The sequence below is a fragment of the Saccharopolyspora shandongensis genome (assembly GCF_900106995.1).
Lineage (GTDB): Bacteria > Actinomycetota > Actinomycetes > Mycobacteriales > Pseudonocardiaceae > Saccharopolyspora > Saccharopolyspora shandongensis.
The window spans coordinates 135,920-151,922 of record NZ_FNOK01000001.1 but is presented as its reverse complement, the minus strand read 5'-3'; the positions used below and the strand labels follow the sequence as shown (position 1 = coordinate 151,922).

Sequence of the window (16,003 nt, the reverse complement as noted above, 5' to 3'; positions counted from 1 at the left end):
GGGCGTAAACCTCCAAGGTCGGGTGCCGGGTCAGGAGTTGTCGAGCACTGCGCGCCGCAACCGCGTTTTCCACTCGGTGTAGGCCGCGATCGCGGTGCTGCCGTCGAGACCGTCGGCGGCCAGGTCGGTCCACCCGGCGGCGCTTTCCACGTCGGCGGCGAACAGGGTCCTGGCGCCGAGCGCGGTGTGTTCGGGCACGATGCCCGATCGCGCCCGAGCGGCGATTCCGAACAGGCAGCCCTGTCCGAAGTGCGCCCAGTGCGGGCCGCTGGCCTCCCGCAGCGCGCGGAATCCGGCCGCGTCGAGGCCGCCCGCGTAGCAGGAAGCCAGGCCGACACCGGACCACAGGTGCGGCCGGGCCTTTTCGTCCACAGTGGATATCCGGTGCCGGATTCCGTCCAGATCGGCGCATTCGATGAACCACAGTGCCCGGCCGCAACCGGCGATGCGGGCCTGGCGGCGTTCGTCGTCCGGGTTCGCGCAGGCCTTGCGCAGCCTGGCCGGACCGGCGAAGAAGCACTCCGCGAAGCCCGCGCCGTCCAGCGCCAGCCAGCGCAGCAGCGGCGTCGCGGGAACCGGCACCGGCAGCGGGATCCGCAGCGGTGCCAGCGCCCAGCCCACTCCTACGTGGATCAGGTGGACGTAGGCGGCGCCGGGGCCGGCCAGCAGCCGGTGCAGCGCGCGCGCCCGGCCGAAGGTGGCGAGATCCCGGATCCCGGCGTGCATCGCCGCGCCCTCGTAGGCGAATCCCCTTTCCTCATCGGGCAAATCGGCCAATGCCGGATGCGGGTACCGCCAGTTCGACACGGCCAGGTTGAAGCCGCGCAGGAAGGATCGCGCGTGTTCTTCCAGCAGCGCTCGGTTTTCCGGGCGGTCCACTCGGAAACCGCGGTGGGCGAAATCGGCCATGCCCATCGGCAGCCGCAAGATCCTGGGTGGCCGGCGATGGTCCGGCGCGGATCGATCGGTGTCCTCGGGTAGGTGCGAACGGGTGCGGTCGGGCGGAGAAATCACGTATTCCTCCAGCGCGGCAATGAAGGAGTGCGTCCCAGTGTGCGGAGCTCGCGGTCGCGGCCGCTGTCCCGGAGTTCGGCTTCGCCGATAGTCGCGTGCCTCCCGGGCGCGGCGGGCCCTGCGGGCCGTGCGCCCGTTCTCGCCGGGATCCGGAGCAGATATCAACTGCTCCCAGTCACTACTATTTCCTACATTGGTGTTCGCGGGGGTGTCAAGGGGTGATCAGCCCTGCTGGGGAAGGCCCTTGTCGGCCTAGTCGATGCGCTCCGCCGGCGGCGCCGATGTCGCGCAGCGCATTCGCCGCCGAGCTCTGCGGCATCGGCGCAAGCGGCTCCGAGTCCCCTTGAGGAGTCGTGAAGTGCCAGCAAATGCGGATGATTTCAGTCGGATGGAGGTACTGGATCGGTTGCGTCCGAACGGCGCTCGACGCGAGCTGTGACGGTGCGCTACGTTACCGCGAGTGTCCGGATCGCATCTGCTCTGGGGTGTGCCGAAGGCGTGACGGGACAGGGGAGGTCTCGTGGGGGACTGTGCTCGGTGGCCGGTGCTGCCCGAGAATGATTAGTAAAAGTAAAGCGATTTCTGCCATTGCTCGACATTGACGACATCCGTCCCGCGTTGCGCGGCGGATTCCGGGGAGTCGGGAGGTAGCGGTGTCAGACGATCGGGACGACGTCCCCGCGCCGGGAGTGCGAAAGCGGCACCTCGCGTTGCGGTCCGCCGTGATCGCCGCAACGGCTTTGCGGCACGGCGGCCGGGTGCTCGCGCGCCGCACGCTGGCGCGGCAGGAGCCGAACGGTTCCGGCGGGCTGGCCGAGCTGGTCGCCGACCTCGGCCCGGCGTTCGTGAAGGGCGCCCAGCTGCTCAGCACCCGCCGTGACCTGCTCGCCCCGAAGTGGTGCGACGCGATGGGCGGCTTGCACGACCAGGTGCGCCCGATGTCCCGCCCGCAGGCGGTGAAGGCGCTGCACCGCGCATACCCCGTCCAGCGGGAATGGCCGTTTCGCCGGTTCGACGCCACGGCGGTCGCCAGCGGCAGCATCGCCTGCGTCTACCGGGCGGAACTGCACGACAGCACCGAGGTGGCGGTCAAGCTGCGCCGGCCGGGCCTGCACCGGCTCATCGGTGCCGATCTGCGGCTGGTCGCCGCCGGCGCCGGGCTGGTGCAGCGGCTGCCCGCGATGCGACGGGTGCCCGCGGCCCGCATCGTCGACCAGGTGTCCCAGGCGATCCGGCGGCAGCTCGACCTGGATCTGGAGGCGCAGGCGCTGCGGACCCTGCGCGCGAACCTGGGCGACTTCGCGCGGCTGCGGATTCCCGCTCCGATCCCCGCCGCCTGCGGAGACGGTGCGCTGGTCATGGAGTTCGTGCCCGGCCTGCGGCGTTTCGGTCCGGACAGCTTCACCCGCGAGCAGCGGCGCGAACTGGTGCGCCAGGTGCTGCACGCCGTCTACCGGATGCTGTTCGTCGACGGCCTGGTGCACTGCGACATGCACCCCGGCAACCTCTACCTCAATCCGGACGGGAACGTCGTGCTGCTCGATGCGGGCTTCGTCGTGCCGTTGCAACCGCGCGTGAAGCGGCTGTTCGCGGAGTTCTTCCTGAACATGTCGCTGGGGCGCGGGCCGGAGTGCGCCGATGTCGTGCTGCGCAGTGCCGAACACGTGCCGCCGGAAGCCGATCTGCCGGGATTCCGCGCCGGCATCGTCGACCTGGTGGCGACCACCGCCGGGCGCCGGGCCGGTGACTTCCGGCTCGCCCCGTTCGCCACCCGGCTGTTCGACCTGCAGCGCCGCTCCGGGGTGGCGGCGGCACCGGAGTTCGTGTTCCCGCTGCTGTCGATGCTGGTGCTGGAAGGGATGATCAACGAGTTCGACGTGGACGTCGATTTCCAGGCCGAAGCCATCCCGACGCTGCTGCCCGCGCTGAACCGGTGAACCGGATCGCGGTGTGGCGGGCGCACCGGGTGCCGGTCGCGCCCGAGCGGTCGGTGGCGCGGCAGTGGTTCGTGATCGGAACCGGCCCGGCACCGCTGCGCGCCGTCCTGGACGCATCGACCCCGGGCCCCGGCCCGGCCATTCCGGTCGTCGTGCTGGGCGACGGATTTCGCCCGGACGACAACGAATTCCTGCTCCGCGGACTCGCGGTGGCCCGAGCCGGATCCGGGCGGCTCGCACTGGTGCACACCGGCTCCGGCGGCGGGAGCCTGCTGAACTGCGCGGTGGCCGAGGACGACCGGCTGTCGGCGATCGAGATCGAGCTGACCGGCGGCGCGACCCCGCCCGCTGTCGAAGCGGCGATCGCCTTCGCCGGTCGGCACGCCGACGGCTTCCGCCACGTGGAGATCGACGGCGCGGGCAATGCCTGGCGCACCGGATGGTCCGATGTGGACGTCCCGGGTGCTGATCCGGCACGGCTGGCCGGCGAGGTGCTGATCACCGGCGGGCTCGGCGGGTTGGGTGTCCGGGTGGCCGGGATGTTGCGGGCCCGCACCGGAATCCGGCCGGTTCTGCTCGACGATCTCGGCCGCGGCGAGATCTCCGGCGACGTCCGCGCAGCGCTGGCGAGGCTGAAATCCTCCGGCGGCACAACGATCCTCGACGCGGACGTCACCGACGGGGCTCAGGTGCGCGCGGCGCTGGCGGGGCGGCAGGTGACCGGGATCGTGCATTGCGCGGGCGACGTGCGAGGCGGTTTCGTCGCGAACGCCACGGCGTCCCGGCTCGCCGCGCTGCAAGCCCCGAAGGTGACGGGCCTGCGCAATGTGCTAGCAGCGGTGGATCGCGGCGCGCTGCGGCGGCTGATCACCTTCGGCTCGATCACCGCCCGGGCGCCGCACCCGAACATGGGCGCCTACGCGCTGGCGAACGAGCTCCTCCGCCGCGGCACCACCGCCGCTGCCGGCGGCCTGCCGGACTGCGGCTGCACGGCGGTGGAGTGGTCGCTGTTCAGCGGCGCGGGCCAAGCGCACCGGATGGGCGCGGTCCGCCAGGCCAGGAGCATGGGAATGCCGCCGGTCCCGCTCCGAGCGGGCATGGAAGTCCTGCTGCGCCTGTTCACCGACCCGCGCCACGGCTCGCTGGCGGTGACCGGGCTGGGCGACCGCACCTTCCCGCCGGTGCCGTGAGCCTGCGGGCTGCGAAGGCCCACGGCACCGGGCGGATTCAGGGCCGCAGCACGTACAGCGCGTTCATCGGGCTCGGCATCGGAATCCTCTCGACGCTGCGGAAACCGGCAGCCGTCGCCAGCTCGCGCAGCTTCCCCGTCGGTAGCCCGAGCGTTCCCAATCCGGGTGCACCCTGCGAAAGTGCCGACGGGAGGCAGTAAAGCGTGCTCGTCGCGTAGAGGATCGTCGCGCCCGGGCCGGTGTTGTCCGCCGCATCCTCAGCGCAGTTGGTCTCCAGCACGAGCACCGCGCCGGTGTCCTCCCGCAGCGCGCCGCGAACCGCCCGGAGCAACCCTCCCGGGTCCGGCGCATCGTGCAGCACGTCGAACATCGTGACCAGGTCGACCTGCGCGGGCAGCCCATCGGCGGCGTCCTGGTGCTCGAACCGCACCCGGTCGGCGACCCCGGCTTCCACTGCCGCCGCCCGCGCCCGGTGCACGTTCGGCTCGTGCAGGTCGAATCCGACGAAGTCGGCGGCCTCGAAGGCCTGCGCCAGCCGGAGCACCGCGTGCCCGCCGCCGCAGCCGACGTCGACGACCGTGCCGCCTCGGCCCAGCACCTCGGAAAGCCCGTCCACGGCCGGAATCCACTGCGGCACCAGCATGGTGTCCAGCCAAGTCCGGCTCATCCGCTCCATGGCGAGGAACAGCTGCTGCGGATAGCGGTCGTGCGGTACGCCGGCGCCGGAGCGGAACGCCTCCTCCACCTCCCGGACCGCGCCCACCAGCGGCGGCACGAGCTCGTAGCCGGCGGCGAGGCTCATCGGCGAGTCGTCGGCGAGCACGGCGGCCGCGCCGGCCGGTAGCGAGAACCGCTGCCCGCCATGCCGTTGCAGGTAGCCGGCGCTCGCCATGCCGTGCAGCCATTCGAGCAGGTACCGCTCGTCGCAGCCGGCGAGCTCGGCCAGCTCGGCGGCGGTGGCGCGACCGGCGCCTGCCAAGGCCCGGAACAGCCCCAACCGCAGGCCGAGCACGCACAGCACGCTGGTCATCGCGCCGCCGAGATCGGCCATCGCCCGCCCGGCGAAATCCATCGCGGACGAATCCGCGGGCACGGCGGCCGGCGCCGGGCCGTGCCCGTTGGTCCGGCCCGCCTCGGCCCCGCCGCCGCTGATCGACCAACCGTGCGGCCCCACCGGCGGGCCCTCGGCCGGGCCCTGCTGCTGCAACAACATCTGCGCCCGAGCGGCGGCCGACACCCAGTATCCGGTGACGATCTTGCGCTCGGTCACCGCGTCCGGGATGCCGAGGTTCTCCCAACCGTCGTGGAAGACCTGCAGCAGGCTCTCCCGCAGCCCCACCGGCTCGATCCAGATCCGGCCGCCCAGCGCCGCCGGCCACGACGCCCTGCGCAGCTCGAACCCCAGGTGCGGCAGGTAGGACGGGAACTCCTGCCCGCTGTCGACCAGCTCGGTGATCCGCAGCAGCGCGCGGCCGCTGGCGTCGCCCATCACCACGGTCATCTCCTCGCCGACCGCCAGCGACCCGGCGCACGGCTGCAGCCAGTGCCGCACCGCGCCCGGGGCGGTGAGCGCCTCCCAAGCCTGGAACGGCGGCGCGGGCAGCGGGATCTGCAGGTAGGGGCCCATCCGGCGCCATGGCCACCGCCACTCGGTGCCAGTGCGCAGGTGCGCGGCGAGCTGGTCGAGGATGCCGGGCCAGCCCATGCCGTTCCAGGACCGCCAGTCCGACGGCGGGTTGACCGCCTCCTCGACCACCGTCACCGAGGTGCCCGCCCCGGCCGGTTCCACGGTCCAGGTCACCGAGGTCGCCGGCCCGATGCCGACCCACCGCCACAGGTAGCGCAGCACCCCGGGGCGGCCGTCGCCCGGGGCGGCGCTCTGCTGGGTGCGGCACCAGAAGAACTCGCCGTCCTCGAAGTCGAGCATCACCTCGGCGCCGGTGCGGGCCCAGTTCCCCCGGCACACCCCGAACCACTGGGAAACCCGGTCCGGGTCGGTGAGCGCGGCCCACACCGCCCGCGGCGGCTCCGGGATGGCGACCGTGCTGACCAGCCGTTCCCACCGGTCCTGGGCGATCGGCACGGCGCTGCCCCGCAGCGGTGCGAAGCCCGCGGCCTCGTCGGCGACCGGTACGCCCAGGCCGGGCGGACCGCCGACGTGTAACTGTTCGGTGCTCATCTGACTTCTCCCTTGCCACGTCGACGAAAACCAGGCGGACACCACTGAGGCTTTTCATCCTCGGTTTGCGTGGCGGTGCGGGTGGCGGAACCTCAGCGTCCGCCTGGACTGTGGGTGCCCAACCTGATGTATGTCCGATACACGGCGGTTGGGCCGTCCTCGCCAGGCGAACGCTGAGAACCCGCGGCGGTGCGAGCTGCGTAGGTGGGCTATGCGCCTGCGGCGCATGCGACTGCTTTCGGGATACGGTCCGTTGGCTGTCGCGGCTGCGGTCACCAGCCAAGATGAAAAACGCTCACTGGAAGCCGGTGGTCGTGACCACCGGCTTCCAGCTGGTTTCGCCAATCACGCGATCTGTTCTTCGGGGAGGTAACCGCCCATCGTGAAGCGCAGGCTCGTCACGTAGGCGACCGGTTCGGCATCCGGACGCCGGATGTCGTGCAGCGGCAGCATCCGGTAGATCTGCCCCTTCCCCGGCGAACCGGCCGGCGGGATCTGCCGGACGTCGTCGATGGTCAGGATGATCGGTTCCTTGTTGATCAGCTGCAGGCCCAGCTTCGGCATGTCGAAGATCGCGCCGACCGCCATCCGGCAGGCCTTCGCCGCCGGCCCCTCGCCCGCGTACGGGTCGAACGGGGTCCGGATCTGGCCCGCGGACAGGCATTCCGGGTTGAGGGTCACGGTGATCCGGCCCAGCTCCTCGGACTCGCCGGTCATCCGCATCTCGATCAGGTTCGTGTAGACCTCGGCGTCGGCCCACTCGGTCGCGGTCGGCTCCGAGCGCACCACGCGCACGTAGCCGTCGAACGGCACGGTGTACTCGCCCACGCCCGGCACCGCGAAGGTGTCGATCGAGGAGATGCCGAGGTTGTCGATGCCGGGTTCCGGCGTCGTCCACGGCTGCACCTCGGTACCGGAGTAGCGGTTGGGCACGCCGTCCGTGGTGACCGGGCGGCCGTAGACCACGGACGGCTTCTGCGTCGGTGTGGACATGGTGGTCGTCCCTTCGGCGTCGGGTGGTTCAGGGCATCAGGGCGGTGTGGTCGCAACAGGTCAGGCCGGGCCGGTCGGCGACGCCGTCCTGGTCCATGTCGATTTCGCCGTCCACAGTGGAGTAGACGTCGCGCGAGTTGAGGTCGATCACGCCGTCGCCGTCCCAGTCGTTGAGCTTGCCCTTGAACGTGCCGAGGATGAAGGCGTTGGTCATCGGCCCGACCTCGGGATCGTGCAATGTGGACAGCACGCCGTTGCCGGGTACCAGCACCTCTTCCAGCGACTTGCCCGCGATCCGGCTCAGGTCCACGTAGCCCCAGCCCTGGAACCGGCCGCGCACGTAGCGGATCGCGGCCTCCTGCCGCACCTGGAACCGCGGCTCCAGGTGCCAGGTGCCGTAGCGGGCGAAGCCGATGTTGGCCTGCCGCACGCCCTGGCTCGGGTCATCGGCCTGCCCGGACTTGAAGAACGTCCGGGGCACCAGCGACTCGAAGAAGAAGTTCCCCCGGTCGCGGCGGGTGCGGTCGGTGAACCCGCGGAACAGGTAGTTGTCGCAGTGCGGCGAGCCGTCCTGGTGCAGCCCGTCGATGGTCTTGGCGATCACCAGCTGCTTCTCCCTGGTGGCCACGTTCGGGCAAGCGTGCGCCTGGCCGTAGATGCGCGCGAGTCCCTGCGGTGCCAAGGAGATCTTGCCCCAGTGCGTGTTGGACGGGTCCAGACGCACGTACAGGTCGCAGTGGATCAGCAGGAAGATCGTCTCGTCGAAGGTGCGGTCCGGTGTGTACAGCCCGGCGCGCCCGTCGAACGCCGGGTCGCCGGTCTGCAGCTCGCTGATGAACAGCTTCGCCCACTCGGCGATCTCCGGGTCGTCGTCGGTCAGGAACTCGCCGAGCGCCGCGATCGCGGTGGGCCCGCCGAGCTTCTCGATGGCCCACAGCGCATCCCACCGCACCTGGCGGTCGCGGTCGGTGCGGGCCGCTTCGGCCAGCAGCGCCACCGCGTCCTCGTGGTCGCGGTCGGCGTACTCGAACAGGGCCTGCTCGCGCATCGCCGGGTCGGGGTGCTGGAACGCCTGCTCCCGCAGCTGTTCGTTGCTGCGGTTGTCCAGCCGGATGGCGACGCGGTCGAGGGCGTAGCCGAAGTCGCTGGCCCACGCCGCCGGGTCGCCGGCGACGAACCGCGGGTCGACGTTGCTGAGCGTGGTGCGGTACGCGAAGTTCAGCGCGTCCTTCTGCTCGGTCGCCAGGTCCTCCAGCGCCTTCGGATCCGGGACGGCGGCGTCCCAGCTGCCCGGGTGGCGCTCGGCGAGTGCGCCGGGCGATTTGTTGCACAAATCGATCGCCATTGCACTGATTCCTTTCGGCGTCGGGCTGTTTCGACCCTTCCGAAGGTATTGACGACCGGGCCCAACGGGCTTCTCCCAAGTTGCCGACTGGCGTGGTGGAAAAGCTCGTGAGCGTTTTGGATCGCTATGGCGATCCAAAACGCTCACGACTCACCCGGCGCGGGTGCGGGCGGACTCCAGGGCGGCGATCCAGGTGGCGGCGAACCGGCGGCGCACCGATTGCGCGCGCTGCGCGGACCAGCCCAGCCGGGTCCAGCCGGTGTGGGCGAAGCCCAGTTTCCTGATCCCGCCGTCCATTTCGCGCACCCGCACGGTGCACATCGGACTGTGCCGCGCGTCCGGGATCTCCACGGCGAAGGTCAGCAGCCGGTCCGGCGTCAGCGCCCAGTCGCGGATCCGGAACCGGCGCGGGCCCTCCTCGTCGAGCACGAAGAACCAGCTCGGTTCGAAACCGTCGCTGGCGATCGGCAACCACTCGTACAGCTCGGACTCGCGCAGCGGGTGGAAACCGCCCGCCGGCAGCTCCACCGAACCGTCGATGTCGTCGCGCCATCCGTAGCGGGTGTTCTTGCCGGTGCGCAGGTGCCTTTCCAGGCGGGACAGGAAGTCCGTCCACCCCTCCAGCATTTCGGCGGCCTCGGCCGGGGACCGGCGGTCGTCGTGGTCGCGGACGGTCACCGACACGCCGTCCGCGGTCGGTGCCAGCCGCCAGGTGATCAGCTCTTGGCGGGCGACGCCCAGGAAGCTCCACTCGAAGTCCAGCTCCGGTGGCTCGATCCGCCGCGGTACCAGCACGAAGAAGTCCCCGTCGCCGAAGTCGACGCGGTTCTCCGCGCCGACGCGCAACGGCCCGGCGAGGTGGCCGAACCACTGCTCGACGTGCGCGGGTTCGGTGATCGCCGCCCACACCCGGGGCAGCGGCGCGGCGCAGTGCACCCGCACTTCGACGTGCCCGCTGGTGACCCCGCCCTGCGGCACGGCGGCTCGGTCGTCGGTTCCCATGCCCGGCCTCCCGGTCGCTCGGCGGGGACGCGATCGCTCCAAGTTGCTGACGAATACTATAGTGATCTGGTCAAGGCGGAATCACCGTCAGGACCGCCGCAGTCGCCGCAGCCGCCGCCACAGCGAGGCGCGCGGGCCAGCGGGCTCGTACCGGCTTCGGGTGTAGCGGAGATCCGGTTCGTCGACGAGGGTTTCGGCCCACGCGGCCGCGTGGCGCAGCGCCGGCGAACCGCTCAGCTCCGCGGCGGCCAGGCCCGCCGGGTGGGACGCAGCCTCCCGCAGGATGTCCCACTGGCGCTCGTTGAGCCTGAGGTGGCGCACGCCGTCCAGTTCGGTCAGCACGGCCACGTCGCCGATCTCGGCCCGCGCCAGGTCCAGCCCGTACAGCCGTGGGCAGTCGCGCAGCGGGCTCAGGTCGACCGGCCGGCCGGTGGTCAGCCGGAGCACGCGCAGCGTCGGGTGACCGGCCAGCGGCGCGAGATCGATGCTGTCGAGCTCGGCGGTCAGCACCTCGACCGGGGTGGCCCGCAGTGCGGAGAGGTCGGCGCCCGGGCAGTCGATCAGTTCCACTTCGAGCAGCGACGGGACACCGCGCAGCGGCGCCAGGTCGACCCGGTCGGCGTTGGCGACGACGAGCCGCTGGACCTCCGGGGGAATGTCGCGCAGCTCGCCCTCCACCCGCAGCTCGCGGCCTTCGGCGGGCTCCGGCTGCTCCGCCATGAACAACCGCAGCTCGCCGCCGCGGTACTGGTAGGAGTAGTCCGCCAGCGCGTCGACGTGGCGCTGGAGCAGGCTGGTCACGGAGTCGGCGACGTAGACCGGACCGTCGTCGTGGCGCATGCCGACGCGGATCACCTGCCCCGGCCGGCCGTTGGGGCCGGGATCCATGTCCACCGCCAGGAACGCGCCGCCGGTGTCGTGCGCGAACGGGAGCCAGCCGGGGCGGTCCACCGCCCGGCGCACCGCGCCGGCCGGCCGGGAGTCGTAGCGGAGCTCCCGGAACAGCAGCCGCTCCCAGTCGCGCGCCGCCCACCAGCGGTCCGCCGGGTCGCTCAACGCGACGACCTTGTTCAGCCCCAGCCATTCGTGCCCGTGCAGCAGGCCGGCACGGCGATCGCCGTTGATCCGGCCGTACAGCGCCCGGAGATCCGCGGGCAGCGGCACCGGCAGCCGGTCTTCGAGGAACTCCCGCTCGTCGGCGCCCAGCGGTTGCGGCAGCCGCTCGGTGCGGTCGAGAATCTCGGCGCGCCGCGCGAGGTAGCCGTCCAGCAGCTCCAGCGCCCGCAGCGGGTCGCCGGCCTGCGTCGGGTCCGCGGGCCCCGGCTGGAAGTCGGCGGGCTCGGCGGGCAGTTCGCCGGGGTGCAGCAGGTAGGTGAAGCCCGTGCGGTCGGACCGGGGCGGGCGCCGCAGCGATTCGCTGGTGAGCGCCTCGAACCTGCCGTTCGGGCGGACCACCAGCTCGATGGTCAGCCGCTCGCCGGCCCGCTCCAGCTCGTGCACCCGGCACAACGCCTCGTGCAGGTCGAGCTCGCCGGTGTCGCCGGACGGCTCCGGCTCGTACCAGAACCCGTGATGACCGGAACCGCTCCCGCCCGTGGCGAATCCGCGCAGCACCGCGTGCCGCCAGCCCTTGGGCGCGGCGGCGGCGATCTGTTCGGCGATCGCGCGCAGCGCCGCGAGCGTCTCGGCATCGTGCTCGGTCGGCAAGGACGGCTCCGCCTTCCGGTCGGGGTGCGTGCGGGGGCAAGTCTTCTTACCGCACCGCCGCCACATCGGTCCCGTCTGCACCGCTGGATGCATCGCGCACCGGACCCAAACACATGATCGAATACAGCGGGGCTAGGCTTTCGAAGTGGCCACTGTGCGTGCTGAACGCTTGGTGAACCTGGTGCTGTGCCTGCTGTCGACGCGCCAGTACCTCACCGCTGAGCGGATCCGGGCGATCGTGCCGGGTTATGCCGGCGCGCCCACCGACGAGGCCTTCTTCCGGACCTTCGAACGCGACAAGGCCGAGCTGCGCGACCTGGGCATTCCACTGGAGACCGGGCGCAACTCAGCTTTCGACGCCGCCGACGGCTACCGGATCGCCCGCCGCGACTACGAACTCGGTGACATCGATCTGGAGCCCGACGAGGCCGCTGCGGTCGCCCTCGCGGTGCGGCTGTGGGACTCCCCGGAGTTCACCTCGGCGGCCCGGGGCGCGCTGCTGAAGCTGCGCGCCGCCGGGGTCGACGTCGACGAGCGCTCCTCGGCGGCGGTCGAGCCGAAGGTGCGCACCAGCGATCCGGCGTTCGCGCCGTTGCTGGCCGCGGTGCAGGCGGGCCGGGTGGTGGAGTTCGACTACCGGCGCCCGAGCAGCCCCGACGTGCACCGCCGCACCGTCGAGCCGTGGGGCGTGGTGTCCTGGCGCGGCCGCTGGTACCTGGTCGGGCACGACCGCGACCGGCAGGCGCCGCGCTGCTTCCGGCTGTCCCGGATCCAGGGGCAGGCCAAGGCGGTGGGCCCCACCGGGCAGGTGCAGCGCCCGCCGGACACCGACCTGCTGCGGCTCGTCGCGGGCGAGCACCGCGAGCCGCCGCCGGCCACGCTGGCCCGGGTGTGGGCCGCGGCCGGCCGCGCGCAGGGGCTGCGGCGCCGGGCGACCGTCGTGGACCGGATGGAGCTCGGCGGTGACGAGGGCGACGTGCTGGAGATCGACCTGAACTACCCGGAGTCGGCGGCGAGCTGGCTCGCCGGGTACGGGCCGGACGTCGTGGTGCTGGAGCCGGACACGCTGCGCAAGACGGTGCACGAGATCCACCTGGACGTCGTCGACCAGGTGGGGGAGAACCGATGACGAGCGCGACCCAACGGCTGCCCAGGCTGCTGGCGCTGGTGCCGTACCTGCTGAGCCGGCCGGGCATCCCGATCGCCGACGCCGCCGCCGACTTCGGCGTCACCGAGCAGCAGCTCCGCAAGGACCTGGAGCTGCTCTGGATGTGCGGCCTGCCCGGCTACGGGCCCGGCGACCTGATCGACCTGTCCTTCGAGAGCGACTCGATCACCGTCACCTACGACGCGGGCATGCGGCGGCCGCTGCGGCTCACCGCGTCCGAGGCGACGGCGCTGCTGGTGGCGCTGCGGGCGCTGGCCGACACCCCGGGCATCGCGGACACCGACGCGGTGCAGCGCGCCCTGGCGAAGGTGGAGAACGCGGTCGGGCAGGCGCGCCCGGCCGGCGTGGTGGTCGGGCTGGAGGGCCGGGAAGGCGCGGTGCGGCCGGGCGTGCGGTCGGCGGTGCAGGACGCGACGACGCGCCGCCGGGCGCTTCGGATCCGCTACTACACGGCCTCCCGCGACGAGATCAGCGAGCGGACCGTCGACCCGATGCGGCTGCTGCTCATCGACGGGCGCAGCTACCTGGAGGCCTGGTGCCGCAGCGCGACCGGGGTGCGGATGTTCCGGCTGGACCGCATCGACGACGTCGCGGTGCTGGCCGAGGCCGCGCAGCCGCCGTCGGAGGCCGAGCCGACCGACGTCTCGGAAGGGCTGTTCCGGCCGGCGCCGGACCAGCTCGTCGCCGAGGTGGAGCTGGAGCCCGACGCGCGCTGGGTGGCCGAGTACTACCCGGTCGACGAGCTCGTCGAGCTGCCGCAGGGCCGGGCCCGGGTCCGGATGCGCTACTCGGACCGGTCCTGGATGACCCGGCTGCTGCTGGGACTGGGCGGCCAGGCTCGGGTGCTCAGCCCCGACGAGCTGGCGTGTGACGTGCGTCAACGTGCAGAAGACGCGTTGACGCGGGCGCGTCACCTTCCGTCCACCTGAGCGGGATACCGTTACCGACGTGCCGTACGTGTGGAGTCTCGTCCTGCTGGTTGTGGGCCTGGTCCTGCTCGCGCTGCTGCTGGTCCGGTTGTTCCGGGAGCTGCGCAGGTTCAAAGTCGTGCAGCGGCAGGTGTTCCACGACCTCGACGACCGCAGCGGCCTGGTGAAGGCTCGCGTGGCCGGTTTGAAGGTGGCGTTCGCCCAACGTCGCAACCGGTGACGCGCAACGGCCCTATTTGTCGACTCCCGTCTTGCGTACCATTGCGCCTGCAGGGACATCACGAAAGGTTGGACACGAATGGGTTTGCCAGGTGGCTGGGAACTGATCCTCATCGTCTTGGTCTTGGTGCTGCTCTTCGGTGCCACCAAGCTCCCGCAGATGGCCCGTTCGCTCGGCCAGTCGGCGCGTGTTTTCAAGGCTGAGGCGCGTGGCATGAAGCAGGACGAGGAAGCGGCCAAGAAGGAGAAGGCCGAGCGGGAGCAGAAGCCGGAGCTGACCTCCGGTGAGTCGAGCGCGCCCCCGGTCACGTCCACGGTCGACGAGAAGCAGCGCAACGACTCCAAGAACTGACTGAGGACGGGAACAACAAGGTGGGTGCCAGTGCACTGGGGCGCCTGAACCCGTTCCGCAAAGGTCGCCGTCGGTGGGGACGCAGGCACAACCCCGACGGCACCATGACGCTCGTCGATCACCTCTACGAGCTGCGGTACCGGTTGGGCGTGGCCGTGGTGGCGGTGACGGTCGGCGCGATCTTCGGGATCTGGTGGTTCTCCAACTCGATTTACGGGCTGCCCACGCTCAGCGATGTCCTGCTGGAGCCGTACTGCCAGCTGCCCGTCACCCAACGGCTCAGCCCGAACGGGACGTGTCAGCTGCTGCAGACCGAGCCGTTCGAGATCTTCATGCTGACCCTGAAGGTCGGCGTGTCGGTGGGTGCGGTGCTGTTCAGCCCGGTGTGGCTCTACCAGCTGTGGGCGTTCATCACGCCCGGGCTGTACGCCAAGGAGCGCAGGTTCGCCCGGCTGTTCGTCGCCTGCGCGACCGTGCTGTTCGTCGCGGGCGCGGTGCTCGCCTACTACATCTTGCCGACCGCGCTGGGGTTCATGTCCGGGTTCGGCGGGGACGCGTTCTTCACGGCGCTCACCGGTGGCAAGTACATCAGCTTCATGCTGCTCCTGCTGGTGATCTTCGGCGTGAGCTTCGAGCTGCCGCTGGTCCTGGTGATGCTCAACCTGGCCGGGATCGTCAGCTACGCCAAGCTGAAGAGCTGGTGGCGCGGCCTGGTCTTCGCGCTGTTCGTGTTCGCCGCGATCGCCACGCCGGGGCAGGACCCGTTCTCGATGCTGGCGTTGGCCGCCGCGCTGTGCGTGCTATTCGCCGTCGCGATGACGATCTGCAAGTTCAACGACAAGCGCCGGGCCAAGAAGCTCGAGGGCCAAGGGCTGGAGGGCCTGAGCCCGGACGAGGCTTCGAAGGTCGACTTCCGGGCCTCTGATCTGGACACCACGCCGTCGCAGAGCCCGAAGCAGCACGACGACGTGACCTGATCTTGCTGGCCAACCGGGGCTCGGTGCACGAGGATGCTCCCTCGTGCGCTGTGTCCTGGTGATCAACCCTGCTGCCGGTGGTGGACTCTCCGCGAAGGTGGTCGGCGAACTCGTCGGCCACCTTCGCGGCGTCTGTGACGTGAAGACCGTGCTCGCCGCCGATGCCCGCGGCACCGCCGACGCCGCGAAGCGGGCGGTGGCCGACGGCGCCGATGTGCTCGCGGTGGTGGGCGGCGACGGGGTCGCGCACCTGGCGGTGCAGGCGTGCGCGGAGTCGGCGACGGCGTTGGCCCTGATCCCGGCGGGTACCGGCAACGACCTGGCCCGCGGGCTCGGTGTGCCGCGCGACCCGGTCGCGGCGGCGCGGGCGGTGGCGGAGGCGTTGCGCGCCGGCGAGCGGCGCCGCATCGATCTGGGCAAGGTCGCGGGCGGCGGCTGGTTCGCGACGGTGCTGTGCGCCGGATTCGACTCGCGGGTCAACGCGCGGGCGAACCGGATGCGCTGGCCGCGCGGACAGCGCCGGTACGACCTGGCGGTGGTGCGCGAGCTGCTGGGCCTGCGGCCGATGCCGCTGCGAGTGGAGACCGACGCGGGCACGACGGAGCTGATCGCCACGCTCGTCGCGGTCGGCAACACCGCCTGCTACGGCGGCGGCATCCCGGTCTGCCCGGACGCCGACGCGGCCGACGGGCTCCTCGACCTGACGGTGGTCGGCGAGGTCACCCGGCGCGACCTAGTGCGGATCCTGCCGTCGCTGCGGACCGGGCGGCACGTCGAGCACCCGGCGGTGCTCACGCTGCGGGCGCAGCGCGTGCGGCTGGGCGGCGAGAACGGCTGGATGGCCTACGCCGACGGAGAACCGCAGGCCCGCCTGCCGCTGAGCATGCGCTGCGTCCCCGGCGCGCTCACCGTGGTGGGTTCGTGAGCCGGTCGTCCCAAAGGCCGGTTTCGTTTTGTTTTTGAAGCGGCGCAGCCGCTTAGCCCACCTATG

General features: G+C 71.5%; 14 protein-coding genes. 8 read left to right on the top strand and 6 right to left on the bottom strand.

Annotated features, from left to right (window positions below; genetic code table 11):
- Positions 1 to 30: 30 nt before the first annotated feature.
- The gene (locus BLW84_RS00760; RefSeq protein ID WP_281247344.1) at positions 31 to 1,014 is read right to left on the bottom strand and encodes a DUF1702 family protein; all 984 of its coding nucleotides are present in this window, start codon (positions 1,012 to 1,014) and stop codon (positions 31 to 33) included.
- 653 nt (positions 1,015 to 1,667) lie between these two features.
- Here BLW84_RS00760 and BLW84_RS00755 point away from each other — a divergent pair.
- On the top strand, positions 1,668 to 2,951 hold the full coding sequence (locus tag BLW84_RS00755; protein WP_143060826.1) for an ABC1 kinase family protein: 1,284 nt from the start codon (positions 1,668 to 1,670) through the stop codon (positions 2,949 to 2,951).
- Entirely contained in the window at positions 2,948 to 4,141 is a 1,194-nt protein-coding gene (locus tag BLW84_RS00750; RefSeq protein WP_093260111.1) for a KR domain-containing protein, read from the top strand. Before BLW84_RS00755 ends, BLW84_RS00750 begins: the two co-directional genes overlap by 4 nt.
- Before the next feature lie 37 nt (positions 4,142 to 4,178).
- Here BLW84_RS00750 and BLW84_RS00745 read toward each other — a convergent pair whose 3' ends face one another.
- From BLW84_RS00745 to BLW84_RS00725, 5 genes are all read right to left on the bottom strand, one after another.
- On the bottom strand, positions 4,179 to 6,320 hold the full coding sequence (locus tag BLW84_RS00745; protein WP_093260109.1) for an SRPBCC domain-containing protein: 2,142 nt from the start codon (positions 6,318 to 6,320) through the stop codon (positions 4,179 to 4,181).
- Between the two features lie 345 nt (positions 6,321 to 6,665).
- A complete protein-coding gene (locus BLW84_RS00740) occupies positions 6,666 to 7,313 on the bottom strand; it encodes a DUF6073 family protein (RefSeq protein ID WP_093260107.1) in 648 nt (215 codons plus the stop codon).
- A 28-nt stretch (positions 7,314 to 7,341) separates the two neighbouring features.
- Positions 7,342 to 8,658, bottom strand: a complete 1,317-nt coding sequence (locus BLW84_RS00735; RefSeq protein WP_093260105.1) for a HEAT repeat domain-containing protein — start codon at positions 8,656 to 8,658, stop codon at positions 7,342 to 7,344.
- 150 nt (positions 8,659 to 8,808) lie between these two features.
- On the bottom strand, positions 8,809 to 9,660 hold the full coding sequence (locus BLW84_RS00730; RefSeq protein WP_093260103.1) for an SRPBCC family protein: 852 nt from the start codon (positions 9,658 to 9,660) through the stop codon (positions 8,809 to 8,811).
- Between the two features lie 87 nt (positions 9,661 to 9,747).
- Positions 9,748 to 11,367 carry an SMI1/KNR4 family protein gene (locus tag BLW84_RS00725; RefSeq protein ID WP_143060825.1) on the bottom strand — a complete coding sequence of 540 codons (1,620 nt, stop codon included), beginning with the start codon at positions 11,365 to 11,367 and terminating at the stop codon, positions 9,748 to 9,750.
- Positions 11,368 to 11,512: 145 nt separating this feature from the next.
- Here BLW84_RS00725 and BLW84_RS00720 point away from each other — a divergent pair, with 145 nt between their 5' ends.
- The 6 genes from BLW84_RS00720 to BLW84_RS00695 all read left to right on the top strand — a co-directional run bounded on the left by BLW84_RS00720 (position 11,513) and on the right by BLW84_RS00695 (position 15,937).
- A complete protein-coding gene (locus tag BLW84_RS00720) occupies positions 11,513 to 12,496 on the top strand; it encodes a helix-turn-helix transcriptional regulator (protein ID WP_093260099.1) in 984 nt (327 codons plus the stop codon).
- Positions 12,493 to 13,464 (top strand): helix-turn-helix transcriptional regulator, encoded by a 972-nt coding sequence (locus BLW84_RS00715; RefSeq protein WP_093260097.1) that lies wholly within the window; start codon positions 12,493 to 12,495, stop codon positions 13,462 to 13,464. Before BLW84_RS00720 ends, BLW84_RS00715 begins: the two co-directional genes overlap by 4 nt.
- A 19-nt stretch (positions 13,465 to 13,483) precedes the next feature.
- Positions 13,484 to 13,684, top strand: a complete 201-nt coding sequence (locus BLW84_RS00710) for a bacteriophage holin (RefSeq protein WP_093260095.1) — start codon at positions 13,484 to 13,486, stop codon at positions 13,682 to 13,684.
- A 78-nt stretch (positions 13,685 to 13,762) separates the two neighbouring features.
- On the top strand, positions 13,763 to 14,035 hold the full coding sequence (tatA, locus tag BLW84_RS00705; protein WP_093260093.1) for a Sec-independent protein translocase subunit TatA: 273 nt from the start codon (positions 13,763 to 13,765) through the stop codon (positions 14,033 to 14,035).
- 20 nt (positions 14,036 to 14,055) lie between these two features.
- Positions 14,056 to 15,012 carry a twin-arginine translocase subunit TatC gene (tatC, locus tag BLW84_RS00700; RefSeq protein ID WP_245760848.1) on the top strand — a complete coding sequence of 319 codons (957 nt, stop codon included), beginning with the start codon at positions 14,056 to 14,058 and terminating at the stop codon, positions 15,010 to 15,012.
- A 43-nt stretch (positions 15,013 to 15,055) separates the two neighbouring features.
- Positions 15,056 to 15,937, top strand: coding sequence for a diacylglycerol/lipid kinase family protein (locus BLW84_RS00695; protein ID WP_093260091.1), 882 nt, complete (start codon positions 15,056 to 15,058; stop codon positions 15,935 to 15,937).
- The last annotated feature ends 66 nt before the right edge of the window (positions 15,938 to 16,003 follow it).